Below are 24,277 nucleotides of genomic sequence, written 5' to 3'. Positions count from 1 at the left end.
TCCTGTTCGCCATAGGGGCGTCGCCAAGTGGTTAAGGCACCGGGTTTTGATCCCGGCATTCGCAGGTTCGAATCCTGCCGCCCCTGCCATGCCCGTGCGCGCGTGCGTGCGCGGTCCTTCCATCCGCTCGGTCAGAGCGACGCGGAATCTCCGACATGAAAGAAGAACGCAATCTCCTGATCTTCTCGGGCAACGCCAATCGCCCGCTCGCCAAGTCCGTCTGTCGCGAGTTGGGCGTGCGCCAGGGGCGGGCGCTGGTGTCCACGTTCTCCGACGGCGAGGTGCAGGTCGAGATCGAGGAAACCGTGCGCCGCCAGGACGTGTTCGTCCTGCAGCCCACCTGCGCACCCTCGGCCGAGAACCTGATGGAGCTGCTGGTGCTCATCGACGCGCTCAAGCGCGCATCGGTCTCGAGCGTCACCGCGGTGATTCCGTACTTCGGCTACTCGCGCCAGGACCGCCGGCTGCGTTCGAGCCGTGTGCCGATCACTGCCAAGGTCGCCGCGCGCATCATCACCGCTGCCGGCGCCGATCGCGTGCTGACGGTCGACCTGCACGCCGACCAGATCCAGGGGTTTTTCGACATCCCGGTCGACAACGTCTATGCCTCGCCGTTGCTGCTGGCCGACATCTGGCGCGCACACGGCACCGACAACCTGATCGTCGTGTCCCCGGACGTCGGGGGCGTGGTGCGCGCGCGCGCGATCGCCAAGCGCCTGGACGATGCGGAGCTGGCGATCATCGACAAGCGCCGTCCGCGTGCGAACGTCGCCACGGTGATGAACATCATCGGCGACGTGCAGGGCAAGACCTGCGTGCTGGTCGACGACATCGTCGATACCGCCGGTACGCTGTGCGCCGCCGCCGCCGCGCTCAAGGCGCAGGGGGCCATCAAGGTCGTCGCCTACTGCACGCACGCGGTGCTGTCGGGGGCTGCGATCGACAACATCAACAAGTCCCAACTCGACGAAATGGTCGTCACCGACACCATTCCGCTGTCGGAGGCTGCGCGCAACTGCGCGCGCATCCGCCAGCTCAGCGTCGCCGAACTGCTCGCCGAGACGATCCGCCGGATCGCGTTCGGCGAGTCGGTCAGTTCGCTCTACGTCGACTGACCTGCTGCAACGTCTCGTCTGGTCGCGGACGAGACGCATCACCGCCGCGAGGCGGTTCCAACCTAGAAAAAGTGAACACCAACATGGCTACCACGCATGAAATCAAGGTGCAGCGCCGCGAGGACGAGGGGAAGGGTGCGAGCCGCCGCCTCCGTCACGCCGGTGAAGTGCCTGCCGTCGTCTACGGCGGCGACCTCGCACCGGTGAGCATCAAGCTCAGCCACAACGATGTCTGGCTCGCCAGCCAGCACGAGTGGTTCTACGCGTCGATCCTCGACCTGAGCCTCAACGGCGACGTCCAGAAGGTGCTGCTGCGCGACATGCAGCGTCACCCGTTCAAGCAGCAGATCCTGCACCTGGACTTCCAGCGCGTGAACGACAACGAGGTGATCAAGACGGCGGTGCAGCTGCACTTCCTCAACGAGGAGACCTCGCCGGCCGGCAAGGCGGCCGACGTGATCGTCATGCACGAGCTCACCGAAGTCACCGTGACCTGCCTGCCCAAGGACCTGCCGTCCTCGATCGAGGTCGACCTGGCCGATCTGGCTGTCGGCGACATCATCCACCTCTCGGCGCTGAAGCTGCCCAAGGGTGTGGAGATTCCCGAGCTGGCGCTGGGTCCCGATCACGATGTGGCCGTCGTCGTCGCCAAGCACGGTCGCGTCGAAGCCGAGCCGGAAGAGGGCGAGGGCGCATCGGCCGACGTGCCGGCGACCAAGGCCGCGAAGGACGAGTGATTCCGTCCAGGACGCGTGCGCCCGTCGGCGCGCGCGTCCAGGCGGCGTTGCAATGACGACCGGTCTGCAATTGATCGTGGGGCTGGGCAATCCCGGTCCCGAGTACGCGCGGACCCGGCACAACGCCGGGTTCCGCGTCGTCGACGAGCTCGCCGCACGTGCCGGCGAGGCCTTCGGCATCGATGCCAAGCTGTTCGGCGAGACCGCGCGGGTGCGGATCGGCGGTCATGACGTGCGGCTGCTGAAGCCGGCGACCTTCATGAACCTGAGCGGCAAATCGGTGCTGGCCGCGCAGCGCTTCTGGAAGATCGATCCCGAGTGCACGCTGATCGCCCATGACGAACTCGATCTGCCGCCCGGTGTGGCCCGGCTCAAGTTCGACGGCGGGCATGGTGGCCAGAACGGCCTGCGCGACACGATGCGGCTGCTGGGGCACGGTCGGTTCCATCGCCTGCGTATCGGCATCGGCCATCCCGGCCACCGCGACAAGGTCACGCCCTGGGTGCTGGGCCGACCGAGCGTCGAGGACGACATCCTGATCGGCCGCGCCGTGGACGACGCGATCGACGCACTGCCGCTCGCGCTGGCGGGCAATGTCATGGACGCGATGACGCGGCTGCATACGGCGAAGCCGTAATTGGTGATTGGCGATTCGTCGCGGCATGCGCCGGCTTGTTCGAATCCCCAATCACGAATTACGAATCACGAATCACGGACGCGCCATGGGCATCAAATGCGGCATCGTCGGCCTGCCGAACGTCGGCAAGTCGACTCTCTTCAATGCGCTGACCAAGGCGGGTATCGCTGCGGCCAACTTTCCGTTCTGCACGATCGAGCCGAACGTCGGCATCGTGCCGGTACCGGATCTGCGCCTGAACGCGCTGGCGACGATCGTCAAGCCGCAGAAGGTGCTGCCAACGGCGGTCGAGTTTGTCGACATCGCCGGGCTGGTCGCCGGCGCGGCCAGCGGCGAGGGCCTGGGCAACAAGTTCCTGTCGCACATCCGCGAGGTCGATGCGATCACGCACGTCGTGCGCTGCTTCGAGAACCCGGACGTCATCCACGTCAACAACAAGGTCGATCCGATCGCCGACATCGAGACGATCGATACCGAACTGGCGCTGGCCGATCTCGATTCGGTCGAGCGCGCGCTGCAGCGCGCCGAGCGTTCGGCCAAGACCGGCGACAAGGAGGCGAAGGTCCGCGCCGAGGTGCTCGGCCGCGTGCACAAGGGGCTGGCCGACGGTCAGCCGGTACGGTCGCTCAAGCTGTCGGACGACGACCGCGCAGCGATCCGCGATCTGTTCCTGCTCACGGCCAAGCCGGTGCTGTACATCGCCAACGTGCTCGAGGATGGCTTCGAGAACAATCCGCACCTCGACGCGGTGCGCGCGCGCGCGGTGGGCGAGGGCGCCGAGGTTGTGCCGGTGTCGGCAGCGATCGAAGAGGAGCTGTCGCAGCTCGACGACGCCGACCGTGATGCGTTCCTGGCCGATCTCGGGCTCGACGAGCCAGGCCTGAACCGGGTGATCCGCGCCGCCTACGGCCTGCTGGCGTTGCAGACCTACTTCACTGCCGGCGTCAAGGAAGTGCGGGCCTGGACGGTGAAGATCGGTGCGACCGCGCCGCAGGCCGCGGCGGTCATCCATACCGACTTCGAGAAAGGCTTCATCCGCGCCGAGGTCGTCGGCTACGACGACTTCATCCGCTACGGCGGCGAATCGGGTGCCAAGGAGGCCGGCAAGTGGCGCCTGGAAGGCAAGGAGTACATCGTCAAGGATGGCGATGTGATGCACTTCCGCTTCAATGTGTGATCGCTGCTGCGTGGGCTCTCGCGTGTGAACTCCACGATGTGAGTCCGCGGCGGCGATCTCGCCAAAGGCGTCCTTCGGGGCGCCTTTGGCGCTTCTGGCGTCGCGGCGCGTCCGAGCGCGAGGGCCGCGCCGCGTCGCATGTCGGCTCGGTACGTCCCGGCGGCGTGTCGCGCCTACACTCGGGGTTTCGTCACACCACCGGAATCCCAATGCGCGCACTTGCCCTGTCCGCCTGCCTCCTGCTGTCGAGCGCGGCCATCGCCCCCTCCCTGGCCGCCGCGTCCGACGCGGCCCCGGCCCCTGCTGTCGCCGGTCCGGTGCTGGCGATCCACGGCGGCGCCGGCGTCGTGCGCGGCAACCTGACGCCCGAGGAAGAAGCGTCGGCGCGCGCGGCGTTGACCCTGGCGCTGCGCACCGGCCACGCCTTGCTGCGCGAGGGGCGGCCGGCGCTCGATGCGGTGGTCGCGGCGGTCACCGTGCTCGAGGACGATCCGGCGTTCAACGCCGGCCGTGGCGCGGTGTTCACCCACGAGGGGCGCAACGAGCTCGACGCCTCGCTGATGGACGGTGCCACGCGCGCCGCGGGCGCGGTCGCGGGCGTGCGACGGATCCGCAATCCGATCCAGCTCGCGCGTCGGGTCATGGAGGACTCGCCACACGTGATGCTGATCGGCGAAGGCGCCGAAGCGTTCGCGCAGTCGCAGGGCGTCGAACTGATCGATCCGGCCTGGTTCCGGACCGAGAAGCGCTGGCAGCAGTTGCAGAAGGCCCGCGCCGAAGGGGCGGCGGCCGAGCGCGCGGCGAGCGTCGTCGCCGATGACCCGCTGCGCTACTTCGGAACCGTCGGCGCGGTCGCGCTCGACGCGCGCGGTGCGCTGGCCGCGGCGACCTCGACCGGCGGCATGACCGACAAGCGCTGGGGGCGGGTGGGCGATGCGCCGGTGATCGGTGCCGGGACCTGGGCCGATGCGCGGTGTGCGGTCTCGGGCACCGGCTGGGGCGAGTTCTACATCCGCAGCGCCGCCGCGCATGCGATCTGCAGTCGCGTCGGGCTGTTGGGCGAGAGCATCGACGAGGCGGCCGCCGCGGTGATCGACCGGGAGATCCCGGCGATGGGCGGCAATGGCGGTGCGATCGCGCTCGATGCCACCGGCCACGTCGTCATGCCGTTCAATACCGAAGGCATGTATCGGGGCTGGATCGGTGCCGATGGCGTGCCGCATGTCGCGATCGGGCGCGACGATGTGGCCGTAGAGGATGGCGCGCCGGCGCGTTGACCGGTACTATGCGCGCCCCGCCATCGCGTACCGCAGGTACCGGGGCGGGGCAGCCTGGCTCCATCGCATCGCGACGTTGACAGGAAGGGAAACTGGCCCCAAAATCGCGGGCTGTTTTCACCGGCAACGCGAAATCGCCGGAGGGATACCCAAGCGGCCAACGGGGGCAGACTGTAAATCTGCTGGCTTACGCCTTCGGTGGTTCGAATCCACCTCCCTCCACCATCTTGCAGTCCGGTGGAACGAACAAGCAGTGCGACAGGTTGTGCGGCAGGCTGGATCCCGGTGCGGGAGTAGTTCAATGGTAGAACCTCAGCCTTCCAAGCTGATGGTGCGGGTTCGATCCCCGTCTCCCGCTCCATTGACGGCTCCGGCCGCATCCAGAGGTTGAAATCGTTGCTCACGTAGCTCAGTCGGTAGAGCACCTCCTTGGTAAGGAGGAGGTCGAAGGTTCGATTCCTTTCGTGAGCACCATATATGCGGATCCTTCCGCGAAGAGCCCGGCCATTCATGGCCGGACTTTTCATTAAGGCAGTCAATTCACAAACGTTCAGCGAGACAAGGCAGCCATGGCAAAGGGTAAGTTCGAGCGCACCAAGCCGCACGTCAATGTCGGCACGATTGGTCACGTCGACCACGGCAAGACGACGCTGACGGCGGCGCTGACGAAGATCGGCGCCGAGCGTTTCGGCGGCGAGTTCAAGGATTACTCCTCGATCGATGCGGCGCCCGAAGAGAAGGCGCGCGGCATCACGATCTCGACCGCGCACGTGGAATACGAGAGCCCGACGCGCCACTACGCGCACGTCGACTGCCCGGGCCACGCGGACTACGTCAAGAACATGATCACCGGTGCGGCGCAGATGGACGGCGCGATCCTGGTGTGCTCGGCCGCTGACGGCCCGATGCCGCAGACGCGCGAGCACATCCTGCTGTCGCGTCAGGTCGGCGTGCCGTACATCGTCGTGTTCCTGAACAAGGCCGACATGGTGGACGACGCCGAGTTGCTCGAGCTGGTCGAGATGGAAGTGCGCGAGCTGCTGAGCAAGTACGAGTTCCCGGGCGACGACACCCCGATCATCTCGGGTTCGGCGCGCCTGGCGCTGGAAGGCGACCAGTCGGAGATCGGCGTGCCTGCGATCCTGAAGCTGGTCGAGGCGCTGGACACCTGGATTCCGGAGCCGGAGCGCGACATCGACAAGGCGTTCCTGATGCCGGTCGAGGACGTGTTCTCGATCTCGGGTCGCGGCACGGTGGTCACGGGCCGTATCGAGCGCGGCATCATCAAGGTCGGCGACGAAATCGAGATCGTCGGTATCCGTCCGGTGCAGAAGACGACCGTCACGGGCGTGGAGATGTTCCGCAAGCTGCTCGATCAGGGCCAGGCGGGCGACAATGCCGGTCTGCTGCTGCGCGGCACCAAGCGTGACGACGTCGAGCGTGGCCAGGTGCTGGCCAAGCCGGGTTCGATCAAGCCGCACACCGACTTCGAGGCCGAGGTGTACGTGCTGTCGAAGGACGAAGGCGGCCGTCACACGCCGTTCTTCAAGGGCTACCGTCCGCAGTTCTACTTCCGCACCACCGACATCACCGGTGCGGTCGAGCTGCCGGAAGGCACCGAGATGGTGATGCCGGGCGACAACGTGAAGATGGTGGTCACGCTGATCAACCCGGTGGCGATGGACGAAGGCCTGCGCTTCGCGATCCGCGAAGGCGGCCGGACCGTCGGCGCCGGTGTCGTGGCCAAGATCATCAAGTAAGCCGATAGCCCACGCGTTGGGCTTGGACGCAAGCGAGCGGACCGGTCCTCCGGTCCGTTCCGGTTTTCGCAGGGCAGGGGCTTGCGCCGGCCCTGCGGTACCCGCTAGAATGCAAGACCCTCGCGGGTTGGCTGATCCACGCCAGCCCGCGACATTGCGAAATGAGGTGCAGGATGCCCTCGTCTTCGCCAGACACGGAAATGTCGCGAGGCTGCGCTCCACCCGTTCCGAAGGTCTTCGGAGCACGATGGGATGGAGCGGGTTATTGCGTCTGCAATTCCAGGTCTGGGCGGATCGGGCGACCGATCTGCCTTTCGTTTTTCCAGGGAAAGGCCCCGGGGCGCGGGTGAATGCTCCGGTCAGCCACGATTTCACAGGGGTTCCGCGCACCCAGCCGCGGGCCCGTCGCTCTTTTAACGAAGGATATTTCCGTCATGACGGACCAAAAGATCCGGATCCGCCTCAAGGCGTTCGATCATCGTCTGATCGACCGTTCGGCCAGCGAGATCGTCGAAACCGCGAAGCGGACAGGCGCCCAGGTGCGCGGCCCCATCCCGCTGCCGACCAAGATCGAGCGTTACACCATCCTCACGTCGCCGCACGTCGACAAGGATGCGCGTGACCAGTACGAGACCCGCACGCACAAGCGCGTGCTCGATATCGTCGACCCCAACGACAAGACCGTGGACGCGCTGATGAAGCTCGAGCTCGCGGCTGGCGTCGACGTCCAGATCAAGCTGACCTGAGGGCCGCCACCATGACCGCGAAGATTCATTCGTTGGGCATCGTCGGCCGTAAGGCCGGCATGAGCCGCGTGTTCACCGAAGACGGCAAGTCCGTGCCGGTGACGCTGATCGAAGCCACCCCCAACCGTATCACCCAGGTGAAGACCCCCGAGACCGACGGCTACAGCGCCGTGCAGGTCACCGCCGGCAGCAAGCGTGCCGTGCTGGTCAACAAGCCCGAAACCGGTCACCTCGCCAAGGCGAAGGTCGAAGCCGGCCGTGGCCTGTGGGAGCTGCGCGTGGCCGACGACAAGATCGCCGACTTCAGCGTCGGCGGCGAGATCCGCGCCGACATCTTCGAAGTGGGCCAGCTCGTCGACGTCCAGGGCGTCACCAAGGGCAAGGGCTTCCAGGGCACGATCAAGCGCTGGAACTTCAAGATGGGCGACGCCACGCACGGTAACTCGCTGTCGCACCGCCAGCCCGGTTCGCTGGGCCAGCGCCAGACGCCGGGCCGCGTGTTCCCGGGCAAGAAGATGTCGGGCCACATGGGTGCCGACGTCCAGACGACGCAGCGCCTGCAGATCGTCAAGGTCGACGCCGAGCGCGGCCTGATCGCGGTCAAGGGCGCCGTGCCGGGCGCGCCGGGCGGCGACGTGATCGTGCGTCCGTCGAGCAAGGCATAAGGAGTAGCACGATGGAACTCGCAATCAACAACAGCAGCAGCAAGCTGTCGGTCTCCGACGCCGTGTTCGGCCGCGATTTCAGCGAGGATCTGGTTCACCAGGTCGTCGTCGCCTATCGCAACGCCGGCCGCGCCGGCACCAAGGCCCAGAAGACCCGTTCGGAAGTCAGCGGCACGACCAAGAAGTCGAAGAAGCAGAAGGGCGGCGGTGCACGTCACGGCGCCCTGACCGCTCCGATCTTCGTCGGCGGTGGCGTGACCTTCGCGGCCAAGCCGCGCAGCTTCGAGCAGAAGGTCAACCGCAAGATGTACCGCGCGGCGATGTCGGCGATCCTGTCCGAGCTCAACCGTCAAGGCCGTCTGACGATCGTCGAGACGTTCGACCTGACCGAGACCAAGACCAGCGGCATGATCGCCAAGCTCAAGGAATTCGACCTGGGCAAGCGTCCGCTGATCGTGACCGAAGACGCGTCCGAGCACCTGTACCTGTCGGCACGCAACCTGCCGTACGTCGAGATCCGCGACGTGCAGGGCCTGGATCCGGTCGCGCTGGTCGGCGCCGATTCCGTGCTGATCACCACCGATGCGGTGAAGAAGATCGAGGAGTGGCTGGCATGAACGACGCCAAGCTCTATGAAGTGATCCGTGCGCCGCGCGTGTCCGAGAAGACCGCGCGCCTGCAGGAACTGTCCAACCAGTACGCGTTCGAAGTGTCGACGGTCGCCACCAAGGCCGACATCAAGGCCGCGGTCGAGAAGCTGTTCGACGTCAAGGTCGAGGCGGTCAACGTCGTCAACGTGAAGGGCAAGAACAAGTCCTTCCGTCAGCGCCAGGGCAGCCGCGGCGACTGGCGCAAGGCCTACGTGAAGCTGGCCGATGGCCAGTCGATCGACGTCATGAACGCGAAGGTCTGAGGAAGCCCCGATGCCATTGATGAAATTCAAGCCCACGTCCGCCGGTCGCCGCTCCGCGGTCCGCGTCGTGCACCCCGAGCTGCACAAGGGTGCGCCGCACGCCGCGCTGGTCGAGAAGAAGAGCAAGTCGGGTGGTCGCAACCACCACGGCCGGATCACCACCCGCCACATCGGCGGCGGTCACAAGCAGCACTACCGCATCGTTGACTTCAAGCGCGACAAGGAAGGCATTCCGGCGCGCGTGGAGCGCATCGAGTACGACCCCAACCGCACCGCGCACATCGCGCTGCTGGTGTACGTCGACGGTGAGCGCCGCTACATCATCGCCCCCAAGGGCCTGAAGGCCGGCGATCAGGTGATCGCGGGTTCCGACGCGCCGATCAAGACCGGCAACACGCTGCCGCTGCGCAACATCCCGGTCGGCTCGACGATCCACTGCATCGAGATGAAGCCCGGCAAGGGCGCGCAGATCGCGCGTGCCGCCGGTGCTGCCGTCCAGCTGATCGCCCGTGAGGGCGTCTACGCGACGGTGCGCCTGCGTTCGGGCGAAGTGCGTCGGGTGCCGTCGGAGTGCCGCGCCACGATCGGCGAGGTCAGCAACGACGAGCACAGCCTCGAGAAGCTCGGCAAGGCCGGCGCCAAGCGCTGGCGCGGCGTCAAGCCCACCGTCCGCGGTGCGGCGATGAACCCGGTCGACCATCCGCACGGCGGTGGTGAGGCCCGCGCCGGACAAGGCAACCCGCACCCGGTCACCCCGTGGGGCGTGCCGACCAAGGGTTACAAGACCCGCCATAACAAGCGGACGCAGCAGTTCATCGTGCGCGACCGTAGGAGCTGATAGACCATGGCACGTTCACTCAAGAAGGGTCCGTTCGTCGACCACCACCTCATCAAGAAGGTCGAGGCCGCCGGCACCAACACCAAGAAGCCGATCAAGACCTGGTCGCGCCGCTCGATGGTCCTGCCGGAAATGGTCGGCTTCACGATCGCCATCCACAACGGCAAGAACCACATTCCGGTGCTCGTCAACGAGAACATGGTTGGCCACAAGCTCGGCGAGTTCGCCCTGACCCGGACGTTCAAGGGTCACGGCGGCGACAAGAAGTCGGGCAGGTAAGGAGCGCACAATGGACAAGGCAACGAAAGCCCGCCTCGAAGAGCAGAAGCGCGCTCGCACCGAGGTCAACAAGCGCACCGCGATCCTGCGGACCGCGCGCATCTCGCCCCAGAAGGCCCGCCTGGTCGCCGACCAGGTCCGCGGTCTGCCGGTCGAGCGCGCCGTCGGCCTGCTGAAGTTCTCGGACAAGAAGGCCGCGCACCTGATCAAGAAGGTCGTCGAGTCGGCCATCGCCAACGCCGAGAACAATGCCGGCGCCGATGTCGACGAGCTGAAGATCGCCACCATCACGGTCGACGAAGGTCCGACGCTGAAGCGCTTCATGGCGCGCGCAAAGGGACGCGGTACCCGCATCCTCAAGCGCACCAGCCACATCACCGTCGTCGTGGGAGAGGGCAAGTAAATGGGTCATAAAGTTCATCCCACCGGTATCCGCCTGGGCATCGCCAAGGACTGGAACTCCAAGTGGTACGCCGGCAAGAAGGAATACGCCGAGTACCTGGCCGCCGACCTGAAGGTCCGCGAGATGCTGCGCAAGCGCCTGGCGCAGGCCGGCATCAGCAAGATCCTGATCGAGCGTCCGGCCAAGACCGCGCGCGTGACGATCCACACCGCCCGTCCGGGCGTGGTGATCGGCAAGCGCGGCGAGGACATCGAGAAGCTGCGCAAGGACGTGAGCCAGATGATGGGCGTTCCGGCGCACATCAACGTGACCGAGGTCCGCAAGCCGGAGCTCGACGCGCAGCTGGTCGCCGAGTCGATCGCGCAGCAGCTCGAGCGCCGCATCATGTTCCGTCGCGCGATGAAGCGTGCGGTCGGCAATGCGATGCGCCTGGGTGCGCTGGGCATCAAGGTCAACGTCGCCGGCCGCCTCAACGGCGCCGAGATCGCACGTTCGGAGTGGTACCGCGAAGGTCGCGTGCCGCTGCACACGCTGCGCGCCGACGTCGACTACGGCTTCGCCGAGGCCAAGACGACCTACGGGATCATCGGCATCAAGACCTGGATCTACAAGGGCGAGATCTTCGATTTCTCCCAGGTCGGCCAGGAGAAGCAGGACGACACGCCGCGCGGCGAGCGTGGTGACCGCGGAGACCGCGAGCGCCGTGGTCCGCGTCGTGAACGCGAGGCGAGGGACTAATCATGCTGCAACCCAAGCGAACCAAATACCGCAAGATGCACAAGGGCCGTAACGAAGGCCTGTCGTGGAGCGGCAACGCCGTCAGCTTCGGCGAGTACGGCCTGCGGGCCACCGCGACCGGCCAGCTGACCGCGCGTCAGATCGAAGCCGGTCGCCGGACCATCAGCCGTCACGTCAAGCGCGGCGGCAAGATGTGGATCCGCGTGTTCCCGGACAAGCCGATCACAAAGAAGCCGATCGAAGTCCGAATGGGCTCGGGCAAGGGCGGCGTGGAGTACTGGGTCGCCCAGATCCAGCCCGGCCGCATGATCTACGAGATCGAGGGCGTCGAGGAGACGGTGGCACGCGAAGCGTTCCGCCTGGCTGCCGCCAAGCTTTCGGTCACCACCCAATTCGTGACCCGGACGGTGCGCTGATGGCTACGACCAAGGAACTCCGCGAGAAGTCGGCAGAAGAGCTGCAGTCGCATCTGCTCGAGCTGCACAAGGAGCGTTTCTCGCTCCGCATGCAGAAGGCGACCGGTCAGCTGACCAAGACGCACGAAGCCCGTCGGGTGCGCCGCGAGATTGCGCGCGTCAACACCCTGATCGGCCAGAAGAAGTAAGGACCCGACCATGAATACCGAGAAGAAGCAGCGCACGGTCCAGGGCCGCGTGGTCAGCAACAAGATGGACAAGACCGTCACGGTGCTGGTCGAGCGTCAGGTCAAGCACGCCCTGTACGGCAAGTACATCAAGCGTTCGACCAAGCTCCACGCCCACGACGCCGAGAACGCCTGCCAGGAAGGCGATCTGGTGAAGGTCGTCGAGATCGCGCCGATGTCCAAGACCAAGAACTGGCGTGTGACGGAAATCGTCGCGCGCGCGGCCGAATAACGAGGAGCTCGAAATGATCCAGATGCAGAGCCACCTCGATGTGGCCGACAACAGCGGTGCCAAGGAAGTGATGTGCATCAAGGTGCTCGGCGGCTCCAAGCGCCGCTACGCCGCGATCGGCGACATCATCAAGGTGTCCGTGAAGGAAGCGATTCCGCGCGGCAAGGTCAAGAAGGGCGAAGTCTACGACGCCGTCGTGGTGCGTACCCGCAAGGGTGTGCGCCGTCCCGACGGTTCGCTGATCCGCTTCGATGGCAACGCCGCGGTGTTGCTCAACAACAAGCAGGAGCCGATCGGCACCCGCATCTTCGGGCCCGTGACCCGTGAGCTTCGTTCCGAGAAGTTCATGAAGATCGTGTCGCTCGCTCCCGAAGTGCTCTGAGCGGAGAGAACACGAACATGGCCAATCGAATCAAGAAGGGCGACCACGTCATCGTGATCGCCGGCAAGGACAAGGGCAAGCGCGGCGATGTGGTGCGCGTGGTCGGCGACAAGGTCGTCGTCTCCAACGTCAACCTCGTCAAGCGTCACACCAAGCCCAATCCGCAAGCCGGCCAGGCCGGTGGCGTGATCGAGCGCGAAGCTCCGATCCACGCTTCGAACGTGATGCCGTTCAACCCTGCCACCGGCAAGGGCGAGCGCATCGGAACCAAGAAGCTCGAGGATGGACGCACGCTGCGCGTGTTCCGCTCGAGCGGTGAGGCGCTCGACGCCTGAGGATGCTCAAAATGACGACCCGTCTGGAACAGTTCTACAAGGATGAAGTGGTGCCGAAGCTCATGGAGCAGTTCGGTTACGACAACATCATGCAGGTCCCGCGCCTGACCAAGATCACGCTCAACATGGGCGTGGGCGAAGCGGCCGCGAACAAGAAGGTGCTCGAGAACGCCACTGCCGACATGGCCAAGATCAGCGGCCAGAAGCCGCTGGTGACCAAGTCGCGCGTGTCGGTCGCCTCGTTCAAGATCCGCGACGGCTGGCCGATCGGTTGCAAGGTCACGCTGCGCCGCAACCGGATGTACGAGTTCCTCGACCGTCTGGTGAACGTCTCGCTGCCGCGCGTGCGCGACTTCCGTGGCGTGTCGGGCCGTTCGTTCGATGGCCGCGGCAACTACAACATGGGCGTGAAGGAACAGATCATCTTCCCGGAAATCGACTTCGACCAGGTCGACGCGATCCGCGGCATGGATATCGCCATCACCACCACCGCACGCACCAACGAAGAAGCCAAGGCACTGCTCGAAGCCTTCCGCTTCCCGTTCCGCAACTGAGGAAAGCACATGGCAAAGACGTCCATGGTCAACCGCGAGGTCAAGCGGACCAAGCTGGCCAAGCAGCATGCCGAGAAGCGTGCGGCGCTGAAGAAGATCATCAGCAGCCAGACCGCGAGCTACGAGGAGAAGATCGAGGCCGCGACCAAGCTGCAGAAGCTGCCGCGCGACTCCTCGCCCTCGCGCCAGGTCAACCGTTGCGCCCTCACGGGCCGCCCGCGTGGCGTGTACAGCAAGTTCGGCCTGGGCCGCAACAAGCTGCGCGAAGCCACGATGCGCGGCGACGTGCCGGGCCTGCGCAAGGCCAGCTGGTAATCGAGCGGGCGGGGTACGGGTCTGGCGTTCCGGCGCCGGGCCTGTACAATACCGCCCCTCACGCTGTACCCCGGCCGGGCCACCGGTCGGTTCAAAACTAGAATTCGCGAAAGCGGATATCGGTGCACTCAGAAGGTAATCATCATGAGCATGACTGATCCCATCGCCGACATGCTGGTCCGCATCAAGAATGCGGCAGCGGTCGGCAAGCAGACGGTGAAGATGCCGTCGTCCAAGATCAAGGTCGCCATTGCCACCGTCCTCAAGGACGAGGGGTATATCGGCGATTTCCGCGTGACCGAGAACGGCGCCAAGGCCGAGCTCGAGATCGTCCTCAAGTACTACGAAGGCCGCCCGGTGATCGAGCGCCTGCAGCGCTTCTCGCGTTCGGGCCTGCGTCAGTACCGCGGCAAGGATGCGCTGCCCAAGGTCCTCAACGGGCTCGGCATCGCCATCATCTCCACCTCGAAGGGCATCATGACCGATGCGCAGGCGCGCCAGCAGGGCGTCGGCGGTGAAGTCCTGTGCTTCGTGGCCTAAGGGAGTAAGCGCACAATGTCCCGCGTCGCCAAGAAGCCCATCGCCCTGCCCAAGGGCGTCGAACTCAACATCCAGCCCGAGCTGGTCAGCGTCAAGGGCCCGAAGGGCACACTGTCGCTCGCCAAGCCGGCGTCCATCGAGGTCAAGGTCGAAGACGGCACTGCGCTGCTGTCGGCCGCCGACCCGTCGCAGATCGCCCTGACCGGGACCCTGCGCGCGATCGTCGCCAACATGGTCCACGGCGTGTCCGAAGGTTTCGAGCGCAAGCTCGAGCTCGTCGGCGTCGGTTACCGTGCCGCGGTCCAGGGCAAGGACCTGAACCTCTCGCTCGGGTTCTCGCATCCGGTCGTGTTCCAGGCGCCCGAAGGCATCACCCTCAGCACCCCCACCCAGACCGAGATCCTGGTCCAGGGCGCGGACAAGCAGATGGTCGGCCAGGTCGCGGCGAAGATCCGTGGATTCCGTCCGCCGGAGCCCTACAAGGGCAAGGGTGTGAAGTACTCCGACGAAACCATCATCCGTAAGGAAGCCAAGAAGGCGTAAAGGCCGGGAATCGGTATGGGAAAATCCGGCTGCACGCCAGGCACCGTCAGGTGCGCGCCTGCCCCGCCGCGTTTTCCCACGCCCCAAGCCCGACTTCTGTGTCCAGGCCGATCCGCTTCCACGAGGTCACCATCATGAGCATCAAGAACACCGCCCGCCTGCGTCGCGCCAAGTCGACCCGTGCGCGCATCCGCGAACTGGGCGTGCCGCGCCTGTCGGTGCTGCGCACCGGCCAGCACATCTACGCCCAGCTGTTCAATTCGGACGGCTCGAAGGTCCTGGCTTCGGCCAGCACGACCCAGAGCGATGTCCGCGAGGGTCTGAAGAACGGCAAGAACGCCGACGCTGCAGCCAAGGTCGGCCGTGCCATCGCCGAGAAGGCCAAGGCTGCGGGCATCGAGCGCGTCGCGTTCGATCGTTCGGGCTACCGCTACCACGGTCGCATCAAGGCGCTGGCCGATGCTGCGCGCGAGGGCGGCCTGCAGTTCTGATCCAAGCTGTCGGCGCCGCGCCTGATGCGCGGCGTCGCCTGACGCGCCGGCACGCGATGTGTCGGACGCCCGCGGCCTTCTGTGCCGCGTCCGCGTTCCACCGCACCAGACCACAACGCCAAGCGGCCTAAGCCGTACATCATTTCTCCAATACAGGCATCCAAGATGGCAAACGAAAGGGATAACCGCGGGCGCGACCGTAATCGCGACCGCGAAGAGCTCGACGACGGCATGATCGAGAAGCTGATCACGGTCAACCGCGTCAGCAAGACCGTCAAGGGCGGTCGCCAGTTCACGTTCACCGCGCTGACGGTCGTCGGCGACGGCAACGGCAAGGTCGGTTTTGGCTACGGCAAGGCGCGCGAAGTGCCGGTCGCGATCCAGAAGTCGATGGAGCAGGCCCGCAAGAACCAGAAGTCGGTCGATCTCAACGGCAGCACGCTGTGGCACACGGTCAAGTCGCGCCACGGTGCGGCGAACGTGTTCATGCAGCCTGCCTCCGAGGGTACCGGCGTGATCGCCGGTGGCGCGATGCGCGCCGTGCTCGAGGCGGTCGGCGTGAAGGACGTGCTGGCCAAGGCGGTGGGTTCGCGCAATCCGATCAACCTGGTGCGCGCGACGATTCGCGGCCTGTCGGAGATGCATTCGCCGGCGCAGATCGCGGCCAAGCGCGGCAAGAAGCTGGAGGACATCACCCATGGCTAAGAACGAAGCCGCTGGCGGCACCGTCAAGGTGCGCCTGGTGAAGGGGCTGCGCGGCTCGCAGGCCAAGCACCGTCTGTCGGTCAAGGCGCTGGGCCTGAGCAAGCTCAACGACGTGCGCGAACTGAAGGACAGCCCGCAGGTCCGTGGCCTGATCAACAAGGTCCACTATCTGGTTCGGGTCGAGGAGTAATCACATGAAGCTCAACACTCTCAAGCCCGCACCGGGCGCCCGCACCGAGCGCACCCGCGTCGGTCGCGGTATCGGCTCGGGCCTCGGCAAGACCGCCGGCCGCGGCCACAAGGGTTCGTTCGCGCGTTCGGGCAAGGGCAAGATCAAGGCCGGCTTCGAAGGCGGCCAGATGCCGCTGCGCAAGCGCCTGCCGAAGGTCGGCTTCCGTTCGCGCCTGAAGAACGACACCGCCGAGGTCTTCCTGTACCAGCTCGAAAAGCTCGAAGGTACGGTCGATTTCGCCGCGCTGCGTGCCGCCAAGCTGGTGCCGGCGACCGCCAAGCGCGCCAAGATCGTCAAGAACGGCGAGATCGGCAAGGCGCTGACCTTCAAGGGCCTGCTGGCCACCGCTGGCGCCCGTGCGGCGATCGAAGCGGCTGGCGGCAAGGTCGAGGAGTAATCGCCGATGTCGCGGAGCGGCAGCGCAATGGGCGGGGTTGGCGCCGGGCTCGGTAAGTTCACCGAGCTCCGCCAGCGCCTGCTGTTCGTGCTCGGGGCCCTGATCGTCTATCGCATCGGGTGCTTCATCCCGGTCCCGGGCGTCAATCCCGAGGCCATGCTGCAGCTGATGGAGCAGCAGGAAGGCACGATCGTGGACATGTTCAACATGTTCTCCGGTGGTGCGCTGTCGCGCTTCAGCCTGTTCGCGCTGAACGTGATCCCGTACATCTCCGCGTCCATCGTCATGCAGCTGCTGGTGCAGGTGGTGCCGAGCCTGAAGGCCATCCAGAAGGAAGGCGAGTCGGGCCGTCGCCGCATCACCCAGTGGTCGCGCATCGGTGCAATCCCGCTGGCGATCTTCCAGTCGGCGGGTATTGCGGTGGCGTTGCAGAGCTCGGGCGCCAACAACGGCATCCCGGTCGTCTACTCCCCGGGCATGGGCTTTGTGCTGACCGCGATCGTCGCGCTCACCGCCGGTACCATGTTCCTGGTCTGGCTGGGCGAGCAGGTCACCGAGCGCGGTATCGGCAACGGCGTGTCGCTGATCATCTTCGCGGGCATCGTTGCCGGCCTGCCGGGTGCGGTGTTCGGCACGATCGAGTCGCTGCGCAATGGCGACATGAGCCCGATCGCGGCGATCCTGCTGGTGGCGGTCGTGCTGGCGGCGACGTTCTTCGTGGTGTTCGTCGAGCGTGGCCAGCGCCGGATCACGGTCAACTACGCGCGCCGCCAGGGCGGTCGCAATGCGTATATGAACCAGACCTCGTTCCTGCCGCTCAAGCTGAACATGGCGGGCGTGATCCCGGCGATCTTCGCCTCCTCGATCATCATGTTCCCGGCGACGGTTTCGACCTGGTTCGGCGAGGCGGGCTCCGCGACCTGGCTGCAGCGCCTGGCGCAGGCGATGTCACCCGGCGAGCCGCTGTACGTGCTGCTGTTCGGCGGCCTGATCGCCGGTTTCGCGTTCTTCTATACCGCGCTGGTGTTCAACTCGCAGGAAACGGCCGACAACCTGAAGAAGTCCGGCGCGCTGATTCCCGGGATCCGACCGGGCAAGGCGACGGCCGACTACATCGACGGCGTGTTGACCCGTTTGACCGCGGTCGGCGCGGCCTATCTGGTGCTGGTCTGTCTGCTGCCGGAGTTCATGCGCGCCGAGTTCGGCAGTTCGTTCCACTTCGGCGGGACGTCGCTGCTGATCGTCGTGGTCGTGGTGATGGATTTCATTGCCCAGGTCCAGTCGCATCTGATGTCGCACCAGTACGAAAGCCTGCTCAAGAAGGCCAACCTCAAGGGTGGCTCGCGCCCCCGTTGAGGTCTGGAAGTCCGGTGTCGCCCCGCAGGCTGGGGCGGCATGGGACCCCGGCCCCGCCGCCTGCGTGCGGTGGGCGCCGGTTGGTGGTATGCTGCTTGGCTGCCGCCGGCGCTTCGTGCGCTGGCACAGATTCTTCGCGGTCCGGGACTCTCCCCGGCATCGCACGTCTCGCCCGGCAGGGCGGGGCACGGGTTCCGGACACACGCGCCGGGACCCAGGATGGGCGACTCGCGCGGCGGTCTCGGGCGCGAGTGGTGCAGGGTGATCCGCACGCCAGAGTAGCGCGCGGGGCAGTTCGGGGAGTCGTCCCCGGTTGCCGCCCCGGTACCGTCGCCGGAGCATGGGCACACTCCCCATGCCGGGTCGAGCCGCTGTGTCGGGGCGCGACTTCAAGAAGGTCCGAGGCCTTGCTATCATTTCATGTTCCCTTTTGTCGGGATTGAACCCCCGGCAGCCCCAACAGTTGGAGATCCGCGCATGGCGCGTATTGCAGGCGTGAACCTGCCTGCCCAGAAGCATGTCTGGGTCGGGCTTCAGAGCATCTACGGCATCGGCCGTACCCGGTCGAAGAAGGTCTGCGAATCCGCGGGCGTCGAGGCCACCACCAAGATCCGCGACCTGTCGGAGCCGGAAGTCGAGCGCCTGCGCGCCGAGGTCGGCAAGTACGTGGTCGAGGGCGATCTGCGTCGTGAGATCGGTATCGCGATCAAGCGTCTGATGGACCTGTCGTGCTACCGCGGCCTGCGCCATCGTCGCGGCCTGCCGCTGCGCGGCCAGCGCACCCGGACCAATGCCCGTACCCGCAAGGGTCCGCGCAAGGCCATCAAGAAGTAAGGAATCCTATTCATGGCCAAGCCCTCCGCAACCAAGACCAAGAAGAAGATCAAGCGCGTCGTCACTGACGGCATCGCGCATGTCCACGCTTCGTTCAACAACACGATCGTCACGATCACCGACCGCCAGGGCAACGCGCTCTCGTGGGCGACCTCCGGCGGTGCCGGCTTCCGCGGTTCGCGCAAGTCGACCCCGTTCGCAGCCCAGGTGGCTGCCGAGAAGGCCGGTAAGGCCGCGCTCGACTACGGCGTCAAGTCGCTGGAAGTTCGCATCAAGGGCCCGGGTCCGGGTCGTGAGTCGGCCGTGCGTTCGCTCAACAACGTGGGCTACAAGATCATCAACATCATCGACGTGACGCCAATCCCGCACAACGGGTGCCGTCCGCCGAAGAAGCGTCGCGTCTAAAGGAGCGATCAAGAAATGGCTCGTTATATCGGTCCTACCTGTAAGCTCGCGCGCCGCGAAGGCGCCGACCTGTCGCTCAAGAGCCCGACGCGTGCGTTGGATTCCAAGTGCAAGCTCGAGCAGAAGCCCGGCCAGCACGGCGCCGGCAACACCCGTCGCGGCAAGCTGTCCGACTACGCCACCCAGCTGCGCGAGAAGCAGAAGGTCAAGCGCATCTACGGCCTGCTGGAGCGTCAGTTCCGCAACTACTACAAGAAGGCCTCGACCAAGAAGGGCAACACGGGTGAAAACCTGCTGCAGCTCCTCGAGACCCGCCTGGACAATGTCGTCTACCGCATGGGCTTCGCCGTCACCCGCCCGGCCGCGCGCCAGCTGGTGTCGCACCGCGGCGTCACGGTCAACGGCCAGCCGGTCAATCTGCCGTCGTACCAGGTCAAGGCCGGCGACGCGATCGCGCTGTCGGAGAAGGCCCAGAAGCAGCTCCGCGTCCAGGAAGCACTGACGGTGTCCTCGTCGATGGACCTGTCGCCGTCGTGGGTCGAGGTCGACTCGAAGAAGTTCAGCGGCGTGTTCAAGGCCGTGCCGGACCGTGGCGACCTGCCGGCAGACATCAACGAAGCGCTGATCGTCGAGCTGTACTCGAAGTAATTCATTCAGGCCTCCGCGCCCCCCGGCGCGGACGGTCTCCAGGAGACACACAAACATGACGGCTACCGCCAACCAGGTACTGCGTCCCCGTGGCCCGCAGATCGAACGCCTTGCCGGCAACCGTGCAAAGGTCGTGATCGAGCCGCTGGAGCGCGGTTACGGGCACACGCTGGGCAACGCCCTGCGTCGCGTGCTGCTGTCGTCGATTCCGGGCTTCGCGATCACCGAAGTCGAGATCGACGGCGTGCTGCACGAGTACAGCACCATCGAGGGCCTGCAGGAGGACGTGCTCGAAGTCCTGTTGAACCTGAAGGACGTCGCGATCCGCATGGGCACCGGCGAGAGCGCGACGCTGTCGCTGTCGAAGTCGGGCCCGGGTGTGGTGACCGCCGCCGACATCAAGACCGACCACAACGTCGAGATCCTCAACGGCGAGCACGTGATCTGCCATCTGACCAAGGATGCGTCGATCAACATGCGCCTGAAGATCGAGCGCGGTTTCGGCTACCAGCCGGCCGCCGCCCGTCGTCGTCCCGACGAGGAGACCCGCGCGATCGGTCGCCTGATGCTCGATGCGTCGTTCTCGCCGGTCCGCCGCGTCGCCTATGAGGTCGAGGCCGCCCGCGTCGAGCAGCGCACCGACCTCGACAAGCTGGTCATCGACATCGAGACCAACGGCACGATCGATGCCGAGGAAGCCGTGCGCACCGCCGCCGACATCCTCACCGAGCAGCTGTCGGTGTTCGGCGACTTCACGCACCGCGACCGCGGTGCCGCCAAGCCGCAGACCCCGGGCGTCGATCCGATCCTGCTGCGCCCGATCGACGATCTGGAGCTGACGGTGCGTTCGGCCAACTGCCTCAAGGCCGAGAGCATCTACTACATCGGCGACCTGATCCAGAAGACCGAGGTCGAGCTGCTCAAGACGCCGAACCTGGGCAAGAAGTCGCTCACCGAGATCAAGGAAGTGCTCGCGCAGCGCGGCCTGGCCCTGGGCATGAAGCTCGAGAACTGGCCGCCGGCCGGCGTCTCCAGCCACGGCATGCTTGGCTGATGCAACACGCGAAAAGGCGCGTCCTCGAAGGACGCGCCTTTTCGCACATCGCCAGACGGGCTTCGAGGCCCGCGGCGATCGCCGGTGACGGATTGCCGGCTTCGGACCATCCGCAGTCCAAGTCACAACGCCAGGATGGCGACAACGATGTCCAACGACCCACCATTGACTGAAGGATCCATCCCATGCGCCACCAGAAAGCCGGTCGCAAGTTCAACCGTACCAGCGCCCATCGCGAAGCGATGTTCCGCAACATGGCCGCCTCGCTGATCAAGAACGAGCTGATCAAGACCACGCTGCCCAAGGCCAAGGAACTGCGTCGCGTTGCAGAGCCGCTGATCACGCTGGCCAAGGTCGACGGCGTCGCCAACCGCCGCCTCGCGTTCGCGCGTCTGCGCGACAAGGAAGCGGTCGGCACCCTGTTCACGACGCTGGGCCCGCGGTATCAGTCGCGTCCGGGTGGCTACCTGCGCATCCTGAAGGCGGGTTTCCGCGCCGGCGACAACGCGCCGATGGCCTACGTCGAGCTGGTCGATCGCCCGCAGGCCGACGCCGCCGAGTAAGGCTGGCCGATCGGGCATCGCCCGGTCCTTGCCGTTTGGAAAGCCCCGGCCATGCCGGGGTTTTCTGCGTTTTGGGCGCGCTCGCGCGGCGACGGCCCGTCGCTTTGCGCAGCAGGCCTTTGGCTTTCGCCGCTGCGGCGGGATAATCGCCGACGTCCCTTCCTGGCCCATCTCCATGAATCCACTGCGCTGGTCGTTCCGCACCCTGATGCTCGCCGGCGGTGTTGCCTGCTTTGCGCTGATCGGCTTTGCGATCTACTCGCAGCTGCAGTGGGGATTGCAGCCGTGTCCGTTGTGCATCTTCCAGCGCATCGCGTTCGCGGCGCTGGGCCTGGTGCTGCTGGTCGCCGGGGCGCATGCGCCCAAGGGGCAGGGCGGACGCCGCATCTACGGCCTGCTGGGCCTGGCGGCGGCCGCGGTCGGTATCGGCATCGCCGGGCGCCATGTCTGGCTGCAGATGCATCCGCCGGGCTTCGTGACCTGCGGTGCGCCGTTTGCCTTCATGCGCCAGACCATGGACACGCCGACGCTGATCCAGAAAGTGCTGACCGGCAGCGGCGATTGCGGCACGATCGACTGGACGTTCCTCGGTCTGTCGATGCCCGCCTGGAGCCTGCTGTGGTTCGTATTGCTGGGTGCGGTCGCGGTGTATGCCGCATGGCGCCCGCGCCGCGGCGCCCATGCGCGCGGCCGAAATTGACGCGGCGCAGCAAACTGCGATGATGTGCGCTCGCACGAGGATGTTCCCATGCCCGCTTCCGCCGAACGCAGCCTGCGCCCTGTGACCCTGCCCGACGAATGGGCCCCCGAAAGCTGGCGCAGCCGTCCCGCTGCGCAGCTGCCCGTTTATCCCGATGCCGAGGCGCTGGGCGAAGTGCAGGCCGAACTGCGGGCGTTGCCACCGCTGGTGACCTCCTGGGAGATCCTGAGCCTGAAGCAGCAGTTGGCCGAAGCGCAGGACGGCCAGCGCTTCGTGCTGCAGGGGGGCGATTGCGCCGAGCACTTCGGCGACTGCACCTCGGAGATCATCTCCAACCGCCTGAAGGTGCTGCTGCAGATGAGTCTGGTGCTCGTGCACGGGATGCGTCTGCCGGTGGTGCGGGTCGGGCGGTTCGCGGGCCAGTACGCCAAACCGCGCTCGGCCGATACCGAGGTGCGCGATGGCGTCGCCCTGCCGAGCTATCGCGGCGACGTGGTCAACGCGCCGGCATTCACTGCGCAGGCGCGCACGCCCGATCCGCGCCGCATGATCAAGGCGCATGCGCGCTCGGCGATGACGATGAACTTCGTTCGCTCGTTGATCGACGGCGGTTTCGCCGACCTGCATCACCCCGAGTACTGGGGGCTGGATTGGGTGGGGCATTCGCCGCTGGCCGAGGAGTACCAGCGCATGGTCTCGGGGCTGGGCGATGCGGTGCGTTTCATGGAAACGCTGGCCGGTACCCAGGTGCACACGCTCAAGCGCGTCGATTTCTACACCTCGCACGAAGCGCTGCTGCTGCCCTACGAGGAGGCGCAGACGCGCCAGGTCCCGCGCCAGCGGGGCTGGTTCAATCTCAGCACGCATTTTCCGTGGATCGGCGTGCGCACCGCAGCGCTCGACGGCGCGCACGTCGAGTACTTCCGCGGTTTGCGCAATCCGATCGGGGTCAAGGTCGGCCCGACCTCGACGCCGGACGAGCTGTTGCGCCTGATCGACCTGCTCAATCCCGACGACGAGCCGGGGCGCCTGAGCCTGATCCACCGCATGGGCGCGACCAAGATCGCCGAGCGCTTGCCGGCGTTGCTGGACGCGGTCCAGCGCTCCGGCCGCCGCGTGCTGTGGATCTGCGACCCGATGCACGGCAATACCGAGTCGACCCGCAACGGCTTCAAGACCCGGCGGTTCGACAACATCCGCAGCGAGATCGAGCAGGCGTTCGATCTGCACGCCGCGGCCGGCACCCGCTTGGGCGGCGTGCATCTGGAGTTGACCGGTGAGGACGTCACCGAGTGCATGGGCGGTGCGCGTGCGCTGACCGAGATCGATCTGGAGCGCGCCTACAAGAGCCAGGTCGATCCGAGACTCAACTACGAGCAGGCGTTGGAGACGGCGATGCTGATCGTGCGCAAGCGCGCACAGGTCGGCCGCGCGGTGGGGTGAGTCGCGTTGGCGGCTGCGTGAGTGCAGTATCCGCGTAGAGCGGCATCCCTAAAGGAGAGGCGGTTGCCGTCCGAAGAGCACCTCGGGCGTCATCGTCAGTCGCCCTGAGGGGCGTGCTCAATGACGAGAAATCGGATTCGACTTCGACGAAGTCGTAGACACTCGCGGCAACTGCCGACCAGCAGGCTCGGCTCTGGACGGGCATCGGCCTGCCGGCCGGAAGCCGTTTTTCCCTCGGTCAAGGCCGCTTTGCGGCCCGGCCCGGCGCAGCGCGCCGTGCGTTCGTGCGGGCGCGCGGCAGTGCCGCGCAAGTAATCCCCACTCACCCTGCCTTGACTCGGGCGCGCGCCATCCATGGCGCGCTCGGCGCGACCACCGGCCGCCAGTCCGCTGCCGACGGCTTTCAGATCGTGCTTTCGTCAAGAACGAGCGCATTGCTTGCTTGAAAGAAGGGATGATCCCCGAGCCGCAGTGCGTTGTGCCGGCTGGGGGTTGCGCAGAGCGGGCCATGGATGGCCCGCGGCGGCGAGTCAGCCATGGATGGCTGCCGAGCCGAGGAGTAACCCCCGGCCGGCGCAACGCTGTTTCCGAAGTCGAGTGCGAGACGCGGCCGCAGCAAT

Annotated in this window: 35 protein-coding genes and 4 tRNA genes; all 39 read left to right on the top strand. The window is 66.1% G+C overall.

Annotation, left to right across the window (positions count from 1 at the left end; genetic code table 11):
- The first annotated feature begins 13 nt into the window (after window positions 1-13).
- The 39 genes from ABE488_RS01645 to ABE488_RS01455 all read left to right on the top strand — a co-directional run bounded on the left by ABE488_RS01645 (window position 14) and on the right by ABE488_RS01455 (window position 23,657).
- Window positions 14-89: transfer RNA gene (locus ABE488_RS01645), tRNA-Gln, on the top strand.
- A 66-nt stretch (window positions 90-155) separates the two neighbouring features.
- Window positions 156-1,115 (top strand): ribose-phosphate diphosphokinase, encoded by a 960-nt coding sequence (locus ABE488_RS01640; protein WP_346445215.1) that lies wholly within the window; start codon window positions 156-158, stop codon window positions 1,113-1,115.
- An 83-nt stretch (window positions 1,116-1,198) separates the two neighbouring features.
- Entirely contained in the window at window positions 1,199-1,852 is a 654-nt protein-coding gene (locus ABE488_RS01635; protein WP_346445216.1) for a 50S ribosomal protein L25/general stress protein Ctc, read from the top strand.
- Window positions 1,853-1,904: 52 nt separating this feature from the next.
- The gene (gene pth / locus ABE488_RS01630; RefSeq protein WP_346445217.1) at window positions 1,905-2,489 is read left to right on the top strand and encodes an aminoacyl-tRNA hydrolase; all 585 of its coding nucleotides are present in this window, start codon (window positions 1,905-1,907) and stop codon (window positions 2,487-2,489) included.
- Window positions 2,490-2,574: 85 nt separating this feature from the next.
- Window positions 2,575-3,666, top strand: coding sequence for a redox-regulated ATPase YchF (gene ychF / locus ABE488_RS01625; protein ID WP_346445218.1), 1,092 nt, complete (start codon window positions 2,575-2,577; stop codon window positions 3,664-3,666).
- Between the two features lie 209 nt (window positions 3,667-3,875).
- Window positions 3,876-4,943: an isoaspartyl peptidase/L-asparaginase gene (locus ABE488_RS01620; protein ID WP_346445219.1), complete on the top strand. Its 1,068-nt coding sequence runs from the start codon at window positions 3,876-3,878 to the stop codon at window positions 4,941-4,943.
- Window positions 4,944-5,082: 139 nt separating this feature from the next.
- A tRNA-Tyr gene (locus ABE488_RS01615) sits at window positions 5,083-5,168 on the top strand.
- A gap of 62 nt (window positions 5,169-5,230) precedes the next feature.
- A tRNA-Gly gene (locus ABE488_RS01610) sits at window positions 5,231-5,304 on the top strand.
- Between the two features lie 37 nt (window positions 5,305-5,341).
- A tRNA-Thr gene (locus ABE488_RS01605) sits at window positions 5,342-5,417 on the top strand.
- Window positions 5,418-5,512: 95 nt separating this feature from the next.
- Window positions 5,513-6,703: an elongation factor Tu gene (gene tuf, locus ABE488_RS01600; RefSeq protein WP_346446831.1), complete on the top strand. Its 1,191-nt coding sequence runs from the start codon at window positions 5,513-5,515 to the stop codon at window positions 6,701-6,703.
- Between the two features lie 434 nt (window positions 6,704-7,137).
- Window positions 7,138-7,449, top strand: a complete 312-nt coding sequence (gene rpsJ / locus ABE488_RS01595; protein WP_047137645.1) for a 30S ribosomal protein S10 — start codon at window positions 7,138-7,140, stop codon at window positions 7,447-7,449.
- An 11-nt stretch (window positions 7,450-7,460) separates the two neighbouring features.
- Window positions 7,461-8,114: a 50S ribosomal protein L3 gene (gene rplC / locus ABE488_RS01590; protein ID WP_241945547.1), complete on the top strand. Its 654-nt coding sequence runs from the start codon at window positions 7,461-7,463 to the stop codon at window positions 8,112-8,114.
- Between the two features lie 11 nt (window positions 8,115-8,125).
- Window positions 8,126-8,731 carry a 50S ribosomal protein L4 gene (rplD, locus tag ABE488_RS01585; protein WP_346443300.1) on the top strand — a complete coding sequence of 202 codons (606 nt, stop codon included), beginning with the start codon at window positions 8,126-8,128 and terminating at the stop codon, window positions 8,729-8,731.
- The gene (rplW, locus tag ABE488_RS01580; RefSeq protein WP_183426252.1) at window positions 8,728-9,027 is read left to right on the top strand and encodes a 50S ribosomal protein L23; all 300 of its coding nucleotides are present in this window, start codon (window positions 8,728-8,730) and stop codon (window positions 9,025-9,027) included. Before rplD ends, rplW begins: the two co-directional genes overlap by 4 nt.
- Before the next feature lie 10 nt (window positions 9,028-9,037).
- The gene (gene rplB, locus ABE488_RS01575) at window positions 9,038-9,865 is read left to right on the top strand and encodes a 50S ribosomal protein L2 (protein ID WP_047137641.1); all 828 of its coding nucleotides are present in this window, start codon (window positions 9,038-9,040) and stop codon (window positions 9,863-9,865) included.
- A gap of 6 nt (window positions 9,866-9,871) precedes the next feature.
- The gene (rpsS, locus tag ABE488_RS01570) at window positions 9,872-10,144 is read left to right on the top strand and encodes a 30S ribosomal protein S19 (RefSeq protein WP_047137640.1); all 273 of its coding nucleotides are present in this window, start codon (window positions 9,872-9,874) and stop codon (window positions 10,142-10,144) included.
- Window positions 10,145-10,154: 10 nt separating this feature from the next.
- Entirely contained in the window at window positions 10,155-10,547 is a 393-nt protein-coding gene (rplV, locus tag ABE488_RS01565; RefSeq protein ID WP_047137639.1) for a 50S ribosomal protein L22, read from the top strand.
- A complete protein-coding gene (gene rpsC, locus ABE488_RS01560) occupies window positions 10,548-11,285 on the top strand; it encodes a 30S ribosomal protein S3 (RefSeq protein WP_047137638.1) in 738 nt (245 codons plus the stop codon).
- A 2-nt stretch (window positions 11,286-11,287) separates the two neighbouring features.
- Window positions 11,288-11,701, top strand: a complete 414-nt coding sequence (rplP, locus tag ABE488_RS01555; RefSeq protein WP_183426251.1) for a 50S ribosomal protein L16 — start codon at window positions 11,288-11,290, stop codon at window positions 11,699-11,701.
- The gene (gene rpmC / locus ABE488_RS01550) at window positions 11,701-11,889 is read left to right on the top strand and encodes a 50S ribosomal protein L29 (RefSeq protein WP_047137636.1); all 189 of its coding nucleotides are present in this window, start codon (window positions 11,701-11,703) and stop codon (window positions 11,887-11,889) included. Before rplP ends, rpmC begins: the two co-directional genes overlap by 1 nt.
- A 10-nt stretch (window positions 11,890-11,899) precedes the next feature.
- On the top strand, window positions 11,900-12,160 hold the full coding sequence (gene rpsQ, locus ABE488_RS01545) for a 30S ribosomal protein S17 (protein ID WP_047137635.1): 261 nt from the start codon (window positions 11,900-11,902) through the stop codon (window positions 12,158-12,160).
- Window positions 12,161-12,173: 13 nt separating this feature from the next.
- The gene (gene rplN, locus ABE488_RS01540) at window positions 12,174-12,542 is read left to right on the top strand and encodes a 50S ribosomal protein L14 (RefSeq protein ID WP_047137634.1); all 369 of its coding nucleotides are present in this window, start codon (window positions 12,174-12,176) and stop codon (window positions 12,540-12,542) included.
- A gap of 17 nt (window positions 12,543-12,559) precedes the next feature.
- Complete coding sequence (rplX, locus tag ABE488_RS01535) at window positions 12,560-12,877, top strand: 50S ribosomal protein L24 (protein ID WP_047137633.1); 318 nt, start codon at window positions 12,560-12,562, stop codon at window positions 12,875-12,877.
- Between the two features lie 11 nt (window positions 12,878-12,888).
- A complete protein-coding gene (gene rplE / locus ABE488_RS01530; protein WP_346443295.1) occupies window positions 12,889-13,431 on the top strand; it encodes a 50S ribosomal protein L5 in 543 nt (180 codons plus the stop codon).
- 9 nt (window positions 13,432-13,440) lie between these two features.
- On the top strand, window positions 13,441-13,746 hold the full coding sequence (gene rpsN / locus ABE488_RS01525) for a 30S ribosomal protein S14 (protein ID WP_346443294.1): 306 nt from the start codon (window positions 13,441-13,443) through the stop codon (window positions 13,744-13,746).
- 144 nt (window positions 13,747-13,890) lie between these two features.
- The gene (gene rpsH / locus ABE488_RS01520; protein ID WP_183426249.1) at window positions 13,891-14,286 is read left to right on the top strand and encodes a 30S ribosomal protein S8; all 396 of its coding nucleotides are present in this window, start codon (window positions 13,891-13,893) and stop codon (window positions 14,284-14,286) included.
- 15 nt (window positions 14,287-14,301) lie between these two features.
- Window positions 14,302-14,829 (top strand): 50S ribosomal protein L6, encoded by a 528-nt coding sequence (rplF, locus tag ABE488_RS01515; RefSeq protein WP_183426248.1) that lies wholly within the window; start codon window positions 14,302-14,304, stop codon window positions 14,827-14,829.
- A 134-nt stretch (window positions 14,830-14,963) separates the two neighbouring features.
- Entirely contained in the window at window positions 14,964-15,320 is a 357-nt protein-coding gene (gene rplR, locus ABE488_RS01510) for a 50S ribosomal protein L18 (RefSeq protein WP_183426247.1), read from the top strand.
- 165 nt (window positions 15,321-15,485) lie between these two features.
- Window positions 15,486-16,025 (top strand): 30S ribosomal protein S5, encoded by a 540-nt coding sequence (gene rpsE, locus ABE488_RS01505; protein ID WP_346443292.1) that lies wholly within the window; start codon window positions 15,486-15,488, stop codon window positions 16,023-16,025.
- Entirely contained in the window at window positions 16,018-16,215 is a 198-nt protein-coding gene (gene rpmD / locus ABE488_RS01500) for a 50S ribosomal protein L30 (protein WP_346443290.1), read from the top strand. The genes rpsE and rpmD overlap by 8 nt, the downstream gene beginning before the upstream one ends.
- A 4-nt stretch (window positions 16,216-16,219) precedes the next feature.
- Entirely contained in the window at window positions 16,220-16,654 is a 435-nt protein-coding gene (gene rplO / locus ABE488_RS01495; protein WP_183426245.1) for a 50S ribosomal protein L15, read from the top strand.
- Between the two features lie 6 nt (window positions 16,655-16,660).
- Window positions 16,661-18,010, top strand: coding sequence for a preprotein translocase subunit SecY (secY, locus tag ABE488_RS01490; protein WP_241945554.1), 1,350 nt, complete (start codon window positions 16,661-16,663; stop codon window positions 18,008-18,010).
- 477 nt (window positions 18,011-18,487) lie between these two features.
- Complete coding sequence (gene rpsM / locus ABE488_RS01485) at window positions 18,488-18,844, top strand: 30S ribosomal protein S13 (RefSeq protein WP_346443288.1); 357 nt, start codon at window positions 18,488-18,490, stop codon at window positions 18,842-18,844.
- A gap of 12 nt (window positions 18,845-18,856) precedes the next feature.
- Window positions 18,857-19,249, top strand: coding sequence for a 30S ribosomal protein S11 (gene rpsK, locus ABE488_RS01480; protein ID WP_047137623.1), 393 nt, complete (start codon window positions 18,857-18,859; stop codon window positions 19,247-19,249).
- Between the two features lie 15 nt (window positions 19,250-19,264).
- The gene (rpsD, locus tag ABE488_RS01475) at window positions 19,265-19,897 is read left to right on the top strand and encodes a 30S ribosomal protein S4 (protein ID WP_183426242.1); all 633 of its coding nucleotides are present in this window, start codon (window positions 19,265-19,267) and stop codon (window positions 19,895-19,897) included.
- Between the two features lie 55 nt (window positions 19,898-19,952).
- Window positions 19,953-20,951: a DNA-directed RNA polymerase subunit alpha gene (gene rpoA / locus ABE488_RS01470; RefSeq protein WP_047137621.1), complete on the top strand. Its 999-nt coding sequence runs from the start codon at window positions 19,953-19,955 to the stop codon at window positions 20,949-20,951.
- A gap of 185 nt (window positions 20,952-21,136) precedes the next feature.
- A complete protein-coding gene (gene rplQ, locus ABE488_RS01465) occupies window positions 21,137-21,514 on the top strand; it encodes a 50S ribosomal protein L17 (RefSeq protein WP_183426241.1) in 378 nt (125 codons plus the stop codon).
- Window positions 21,515-21,689: 175 nt separating this feature from the next.
- Entirely contained in the window at window positions 21,690-22,214 is a 525-nt protein-coding gene (locus ABE488_RS01460; protein ID WP_346443285.1) for a disulfide bond formation protein B, read from the top strand.
- A 48-nt stretch (window positions 22,215-22,262) separates the two neighbouring features.
- A complete protein-coding gene (locus ABE488_RS01455) occupies window positions 22,263-23,657 on the top strand; it encodes a 3-deoxy-7-phosphoheptulonate synthase class II (protein WP_346443283.1) in 1,395 nt (464 codons plus the stop codon).
- Window positions 23,658-24,277 lie beyond the last annotated feature (620 nt).

This window comes from Luteimonas sp. TWI662 (genome assembly GCF_039673825.1).
Taxonomy (GTDB): domain Bacteria; phylum Pseudomonadota; class Gammaproteobacteria; order Xanthomonadales; family Xanthomonadaceae; genus Luteimonas.
Note: the sequence above shows the minus strand (reverse complement) of the source record. Positions and strands in the feature narration are given on the sequence as shown.

What these genes read in the sequence shown, in the direction of transcription:
- ABE488_RS01640 (WP_346445215.1), top strand. Translation starts at nt 156, where the DNA reads ATGAAAGAAGAACGCAATCTCCTGATCTTCTCGGGCAACGCCAATCGC.
- ABE488_RS01635 (WP_346445216.1), top strand. Translation starts at nt 1,199, where the DNA reads ATGGCTACCACGCATGAAATCAAGGTGCAGCGCCGCGAGGACGAGGGG.
- pth (WP_346445217.1), top strand. Translation starts at nt 1,905, where the DNA reads ATGACGACCGGTCTGCAATTGATCGTGGGGCTGGGCAATCCCGGTCCC.
- ychF (WP_346445218.1), top strand. Translation starts at nt 2,575, where the DNA reads ATGGGCATCAAATGCGGCATCGTCGGCCTGCCGAACGTCGGCAAGTCG.
- ABE488_RS01620 (WP_346445219.1), top strand. Translation starts at nt 3,876, where the DNA reads ATGCGCGCACTTGCCCTGTCCGCCTGCCTCCTGCTGTCGAGCGCGGCC.
- tuf (WP_346446831.1), top strand. Translation starts at nt 5,513, where the DNA reads ATGGCAAAGGGTAAGTTCGAGCGCACCAAGCCGCACGTCAATGTCGGC.
- rpsJ (WP_047137645.1), top strand. Translation starts at nt 7,138, where the DNA reads ATGACGGACCAAAAGATCCGGATCCGCCTCAAGGCGTTCGATCATCGT.
- rplC (WP_241945547.1), top strand. Translation starts at nt 7,461, where the DNA reads ATGACCGCGAAGATTCATTCGTTGGGCATCGTCGGCCGTAAGGCCGGC.
- rplD (WP_346443300.1), top strand. Translation starts at nt 8,126, where the DNA reads ATGGAACTCGCAATCAACAACAGCAGCAGCAAGCTGTCGGTCTCCGAC.
- rplW (WP_183426252.1), top strand. Translation starts at nt 8,728, where the DNA reads ATGAACGACGCCAAGCTCTATGAAGTGATCCGTGCGCCGCGCGTGTCC.
- rplB (WP_047137641.1), top strand. Translation starts at nt 9,038, where the DNA reads ATGCCATTGATGAAATTCAAGCCCACGTCCGCCGGTCGCCGCTCCGCG.
- rpsS (WP_047137640.1), top strand. Translation starts at nt 9,872, where the DNA reads ATGGCACGTTCACTCAAGAAGGGTCCGTTCGTCGACCACCACCTCATC.
- rplV (WP_047137639.1), top strand. Translation starts at nt 10,155, where the DNA reads ATGGACAAGGCAACGAAAGCCCGCCTCGAAGAGCAGAAGCGCGCTCGC.
- rpsC (WP_047137638.1), top strand. Translation starts at nt 10,548, where the DNA reads ATGGGTCATAAAGTTCATCCCACCGGTATCCGCCTGGGCATCGCCAAG.
- rplP (WP_183426251.1), top strand. Translation starts at nt 11,288, where the DNA reads ATGCTGCAACCCAAGCGAACCAAATACCGCAAGATGCACAAGGGCCGT.
- rpmC (WP_047137636.1), top strand. Translation starts at nt 11,701, where the DNA reads ATGGCTACGACCAAGGAACTCCGCGAGAAGTCGGCAGAAGAGCTGCAG.
- rpsQ (WP_047137635.1), top strand. Translation starts at nt 11,900, where the DNA reads ATGAATACCGAGAAGAAGCAGCGCACGGTCCAGGGCCGCGTGGTCAGC.
- rplN (WP_047137634.1), top strand. Translation starts at nt 12,174, where the DNA reads ATGATCCAGATGCAGAGCCACCTCGATGTGGCCGACAACAGCGGTGCC.
- rplX (WP_047137633.1), top strand. Translation starts at nt 12,560, where the DNA reads ATGGCCAATCGAATCAAGAAGGGCGACCACGTCATCGTGATCGCCGGC.
- rplE (WP_346443295.1), top strand. Translation starts at nt 12,889, where the DNA reads ATGACGACCCGTCTGGAACAGTTCTACAAGGATGAAGTGGTGCCGAAG.
- rpsN (WP_346443294.1), top strand. Translation starts at nt 13,441, where the DNA reads ATGGCAAAGACGTCCATGGTCAACCGCGAGGTCAAGCGGACCAAGCTG.
- rpsH (WP_183426249.1), top strand. Translation starts at nt 13,891, where the DNA reads ATGAGCATGACTGATCCCATCGCCGACATGCTGGTCCGCATCAAGAAT.
- rplF (WP_183426248.1), top strand. Translation starts at nt 14,302, where the DNA reads ATGTCCCGCGTCGCCAAGAAGCCCATCGCCCTGCCCAAGGGCGTCGAA.
- rplR (WP_183426247.1), top strand. Translation starts at nt 14,964, where the DNA reads ATGAGCATCAAGAACACCGCCCGCCTGCGTCGCGCCAAGTCGACCCGT.
- rpsE (WP_346443292.1), top strand. Translation starts at nt 15,486, where the DNA reads ATGGCAAACGAAAGGGATAACCGCGGGCGCGACCGTAATCGCGACCGC.
- rpmD (WP_346443290.1), top strand. Translation starts at nt 16,018, where the DNA reads ATGGCTAAGAACGAAGCCGCTGGCGGCACCGTCAAGGTGCGCCTGGTG.
- rplO (WP_183426245.1), top strand. Translation starts at nt 16,220, where the DNA reads ATGAAGCTCAACACTCTCAAGCCCGCACCGGGCGCCCGCACCGAGCGC.
- secY (WP_241945554.1), top strand. Translation starts at nt 16,661, where the DNA reads ATGTCGCGGAGCGGCAGCGCAATGGGCGGGGTTGGCGCCGGGCTCGGT.
- rpsM (WP_346443288.1), top strand. Translation starts at nt 18,488, where the DNA reads ATGGCGCGTATTGCAGGCGTGAACCTGCCTGCCCAGAAGCATGTCTGG.
- rpsK (WP_047137623.1), top strand. Translation starts at nt 18,857, where the DNA reads ATGGCCAAGCCCTCCGCAACCAAGACCAAGAAGAAGATCAAGCGCGTC.
- rpsD (WP_183426242.1), top strand. Translation starts at nt 19,265, where the DNA reads ATGGCTCGTTATATCGGTCCTACCTGTAAGCTCGCGCGCCGCGAAGGC.
- rpoA (WP_047137621.1), top strand. Translation starts at nt 19,953, where the DNA reads ATGACGGCTACCGCCAACCAGGTACTGCGTCCCCGTGGCCCGCAGATC.
- rplQ (WP_183426241.1), top strand. Translation starts at nt 21,137, where the DNA reads ATGCGCCACCAGAAAGCCGGTCGCAAGTTCAACCGTACCAGCGCCCAT.
- ABE488_RS01460 (WP_346443285.1), top strand. Translation starts at nt 21,690, where the DNA reads ATGAATCCACTGCGCTGGTCGTTCCGCACCCTGATGCTCGCCGGCGGT.
- ABE488_RS01455 (WP_346443283.1), top strand. Translation starts at nt 22,263, where the DNA reads ATGCCCGCTTCCGCCGAACGCAGCCTGCGCCCTGTGACCCTGCCCGAC.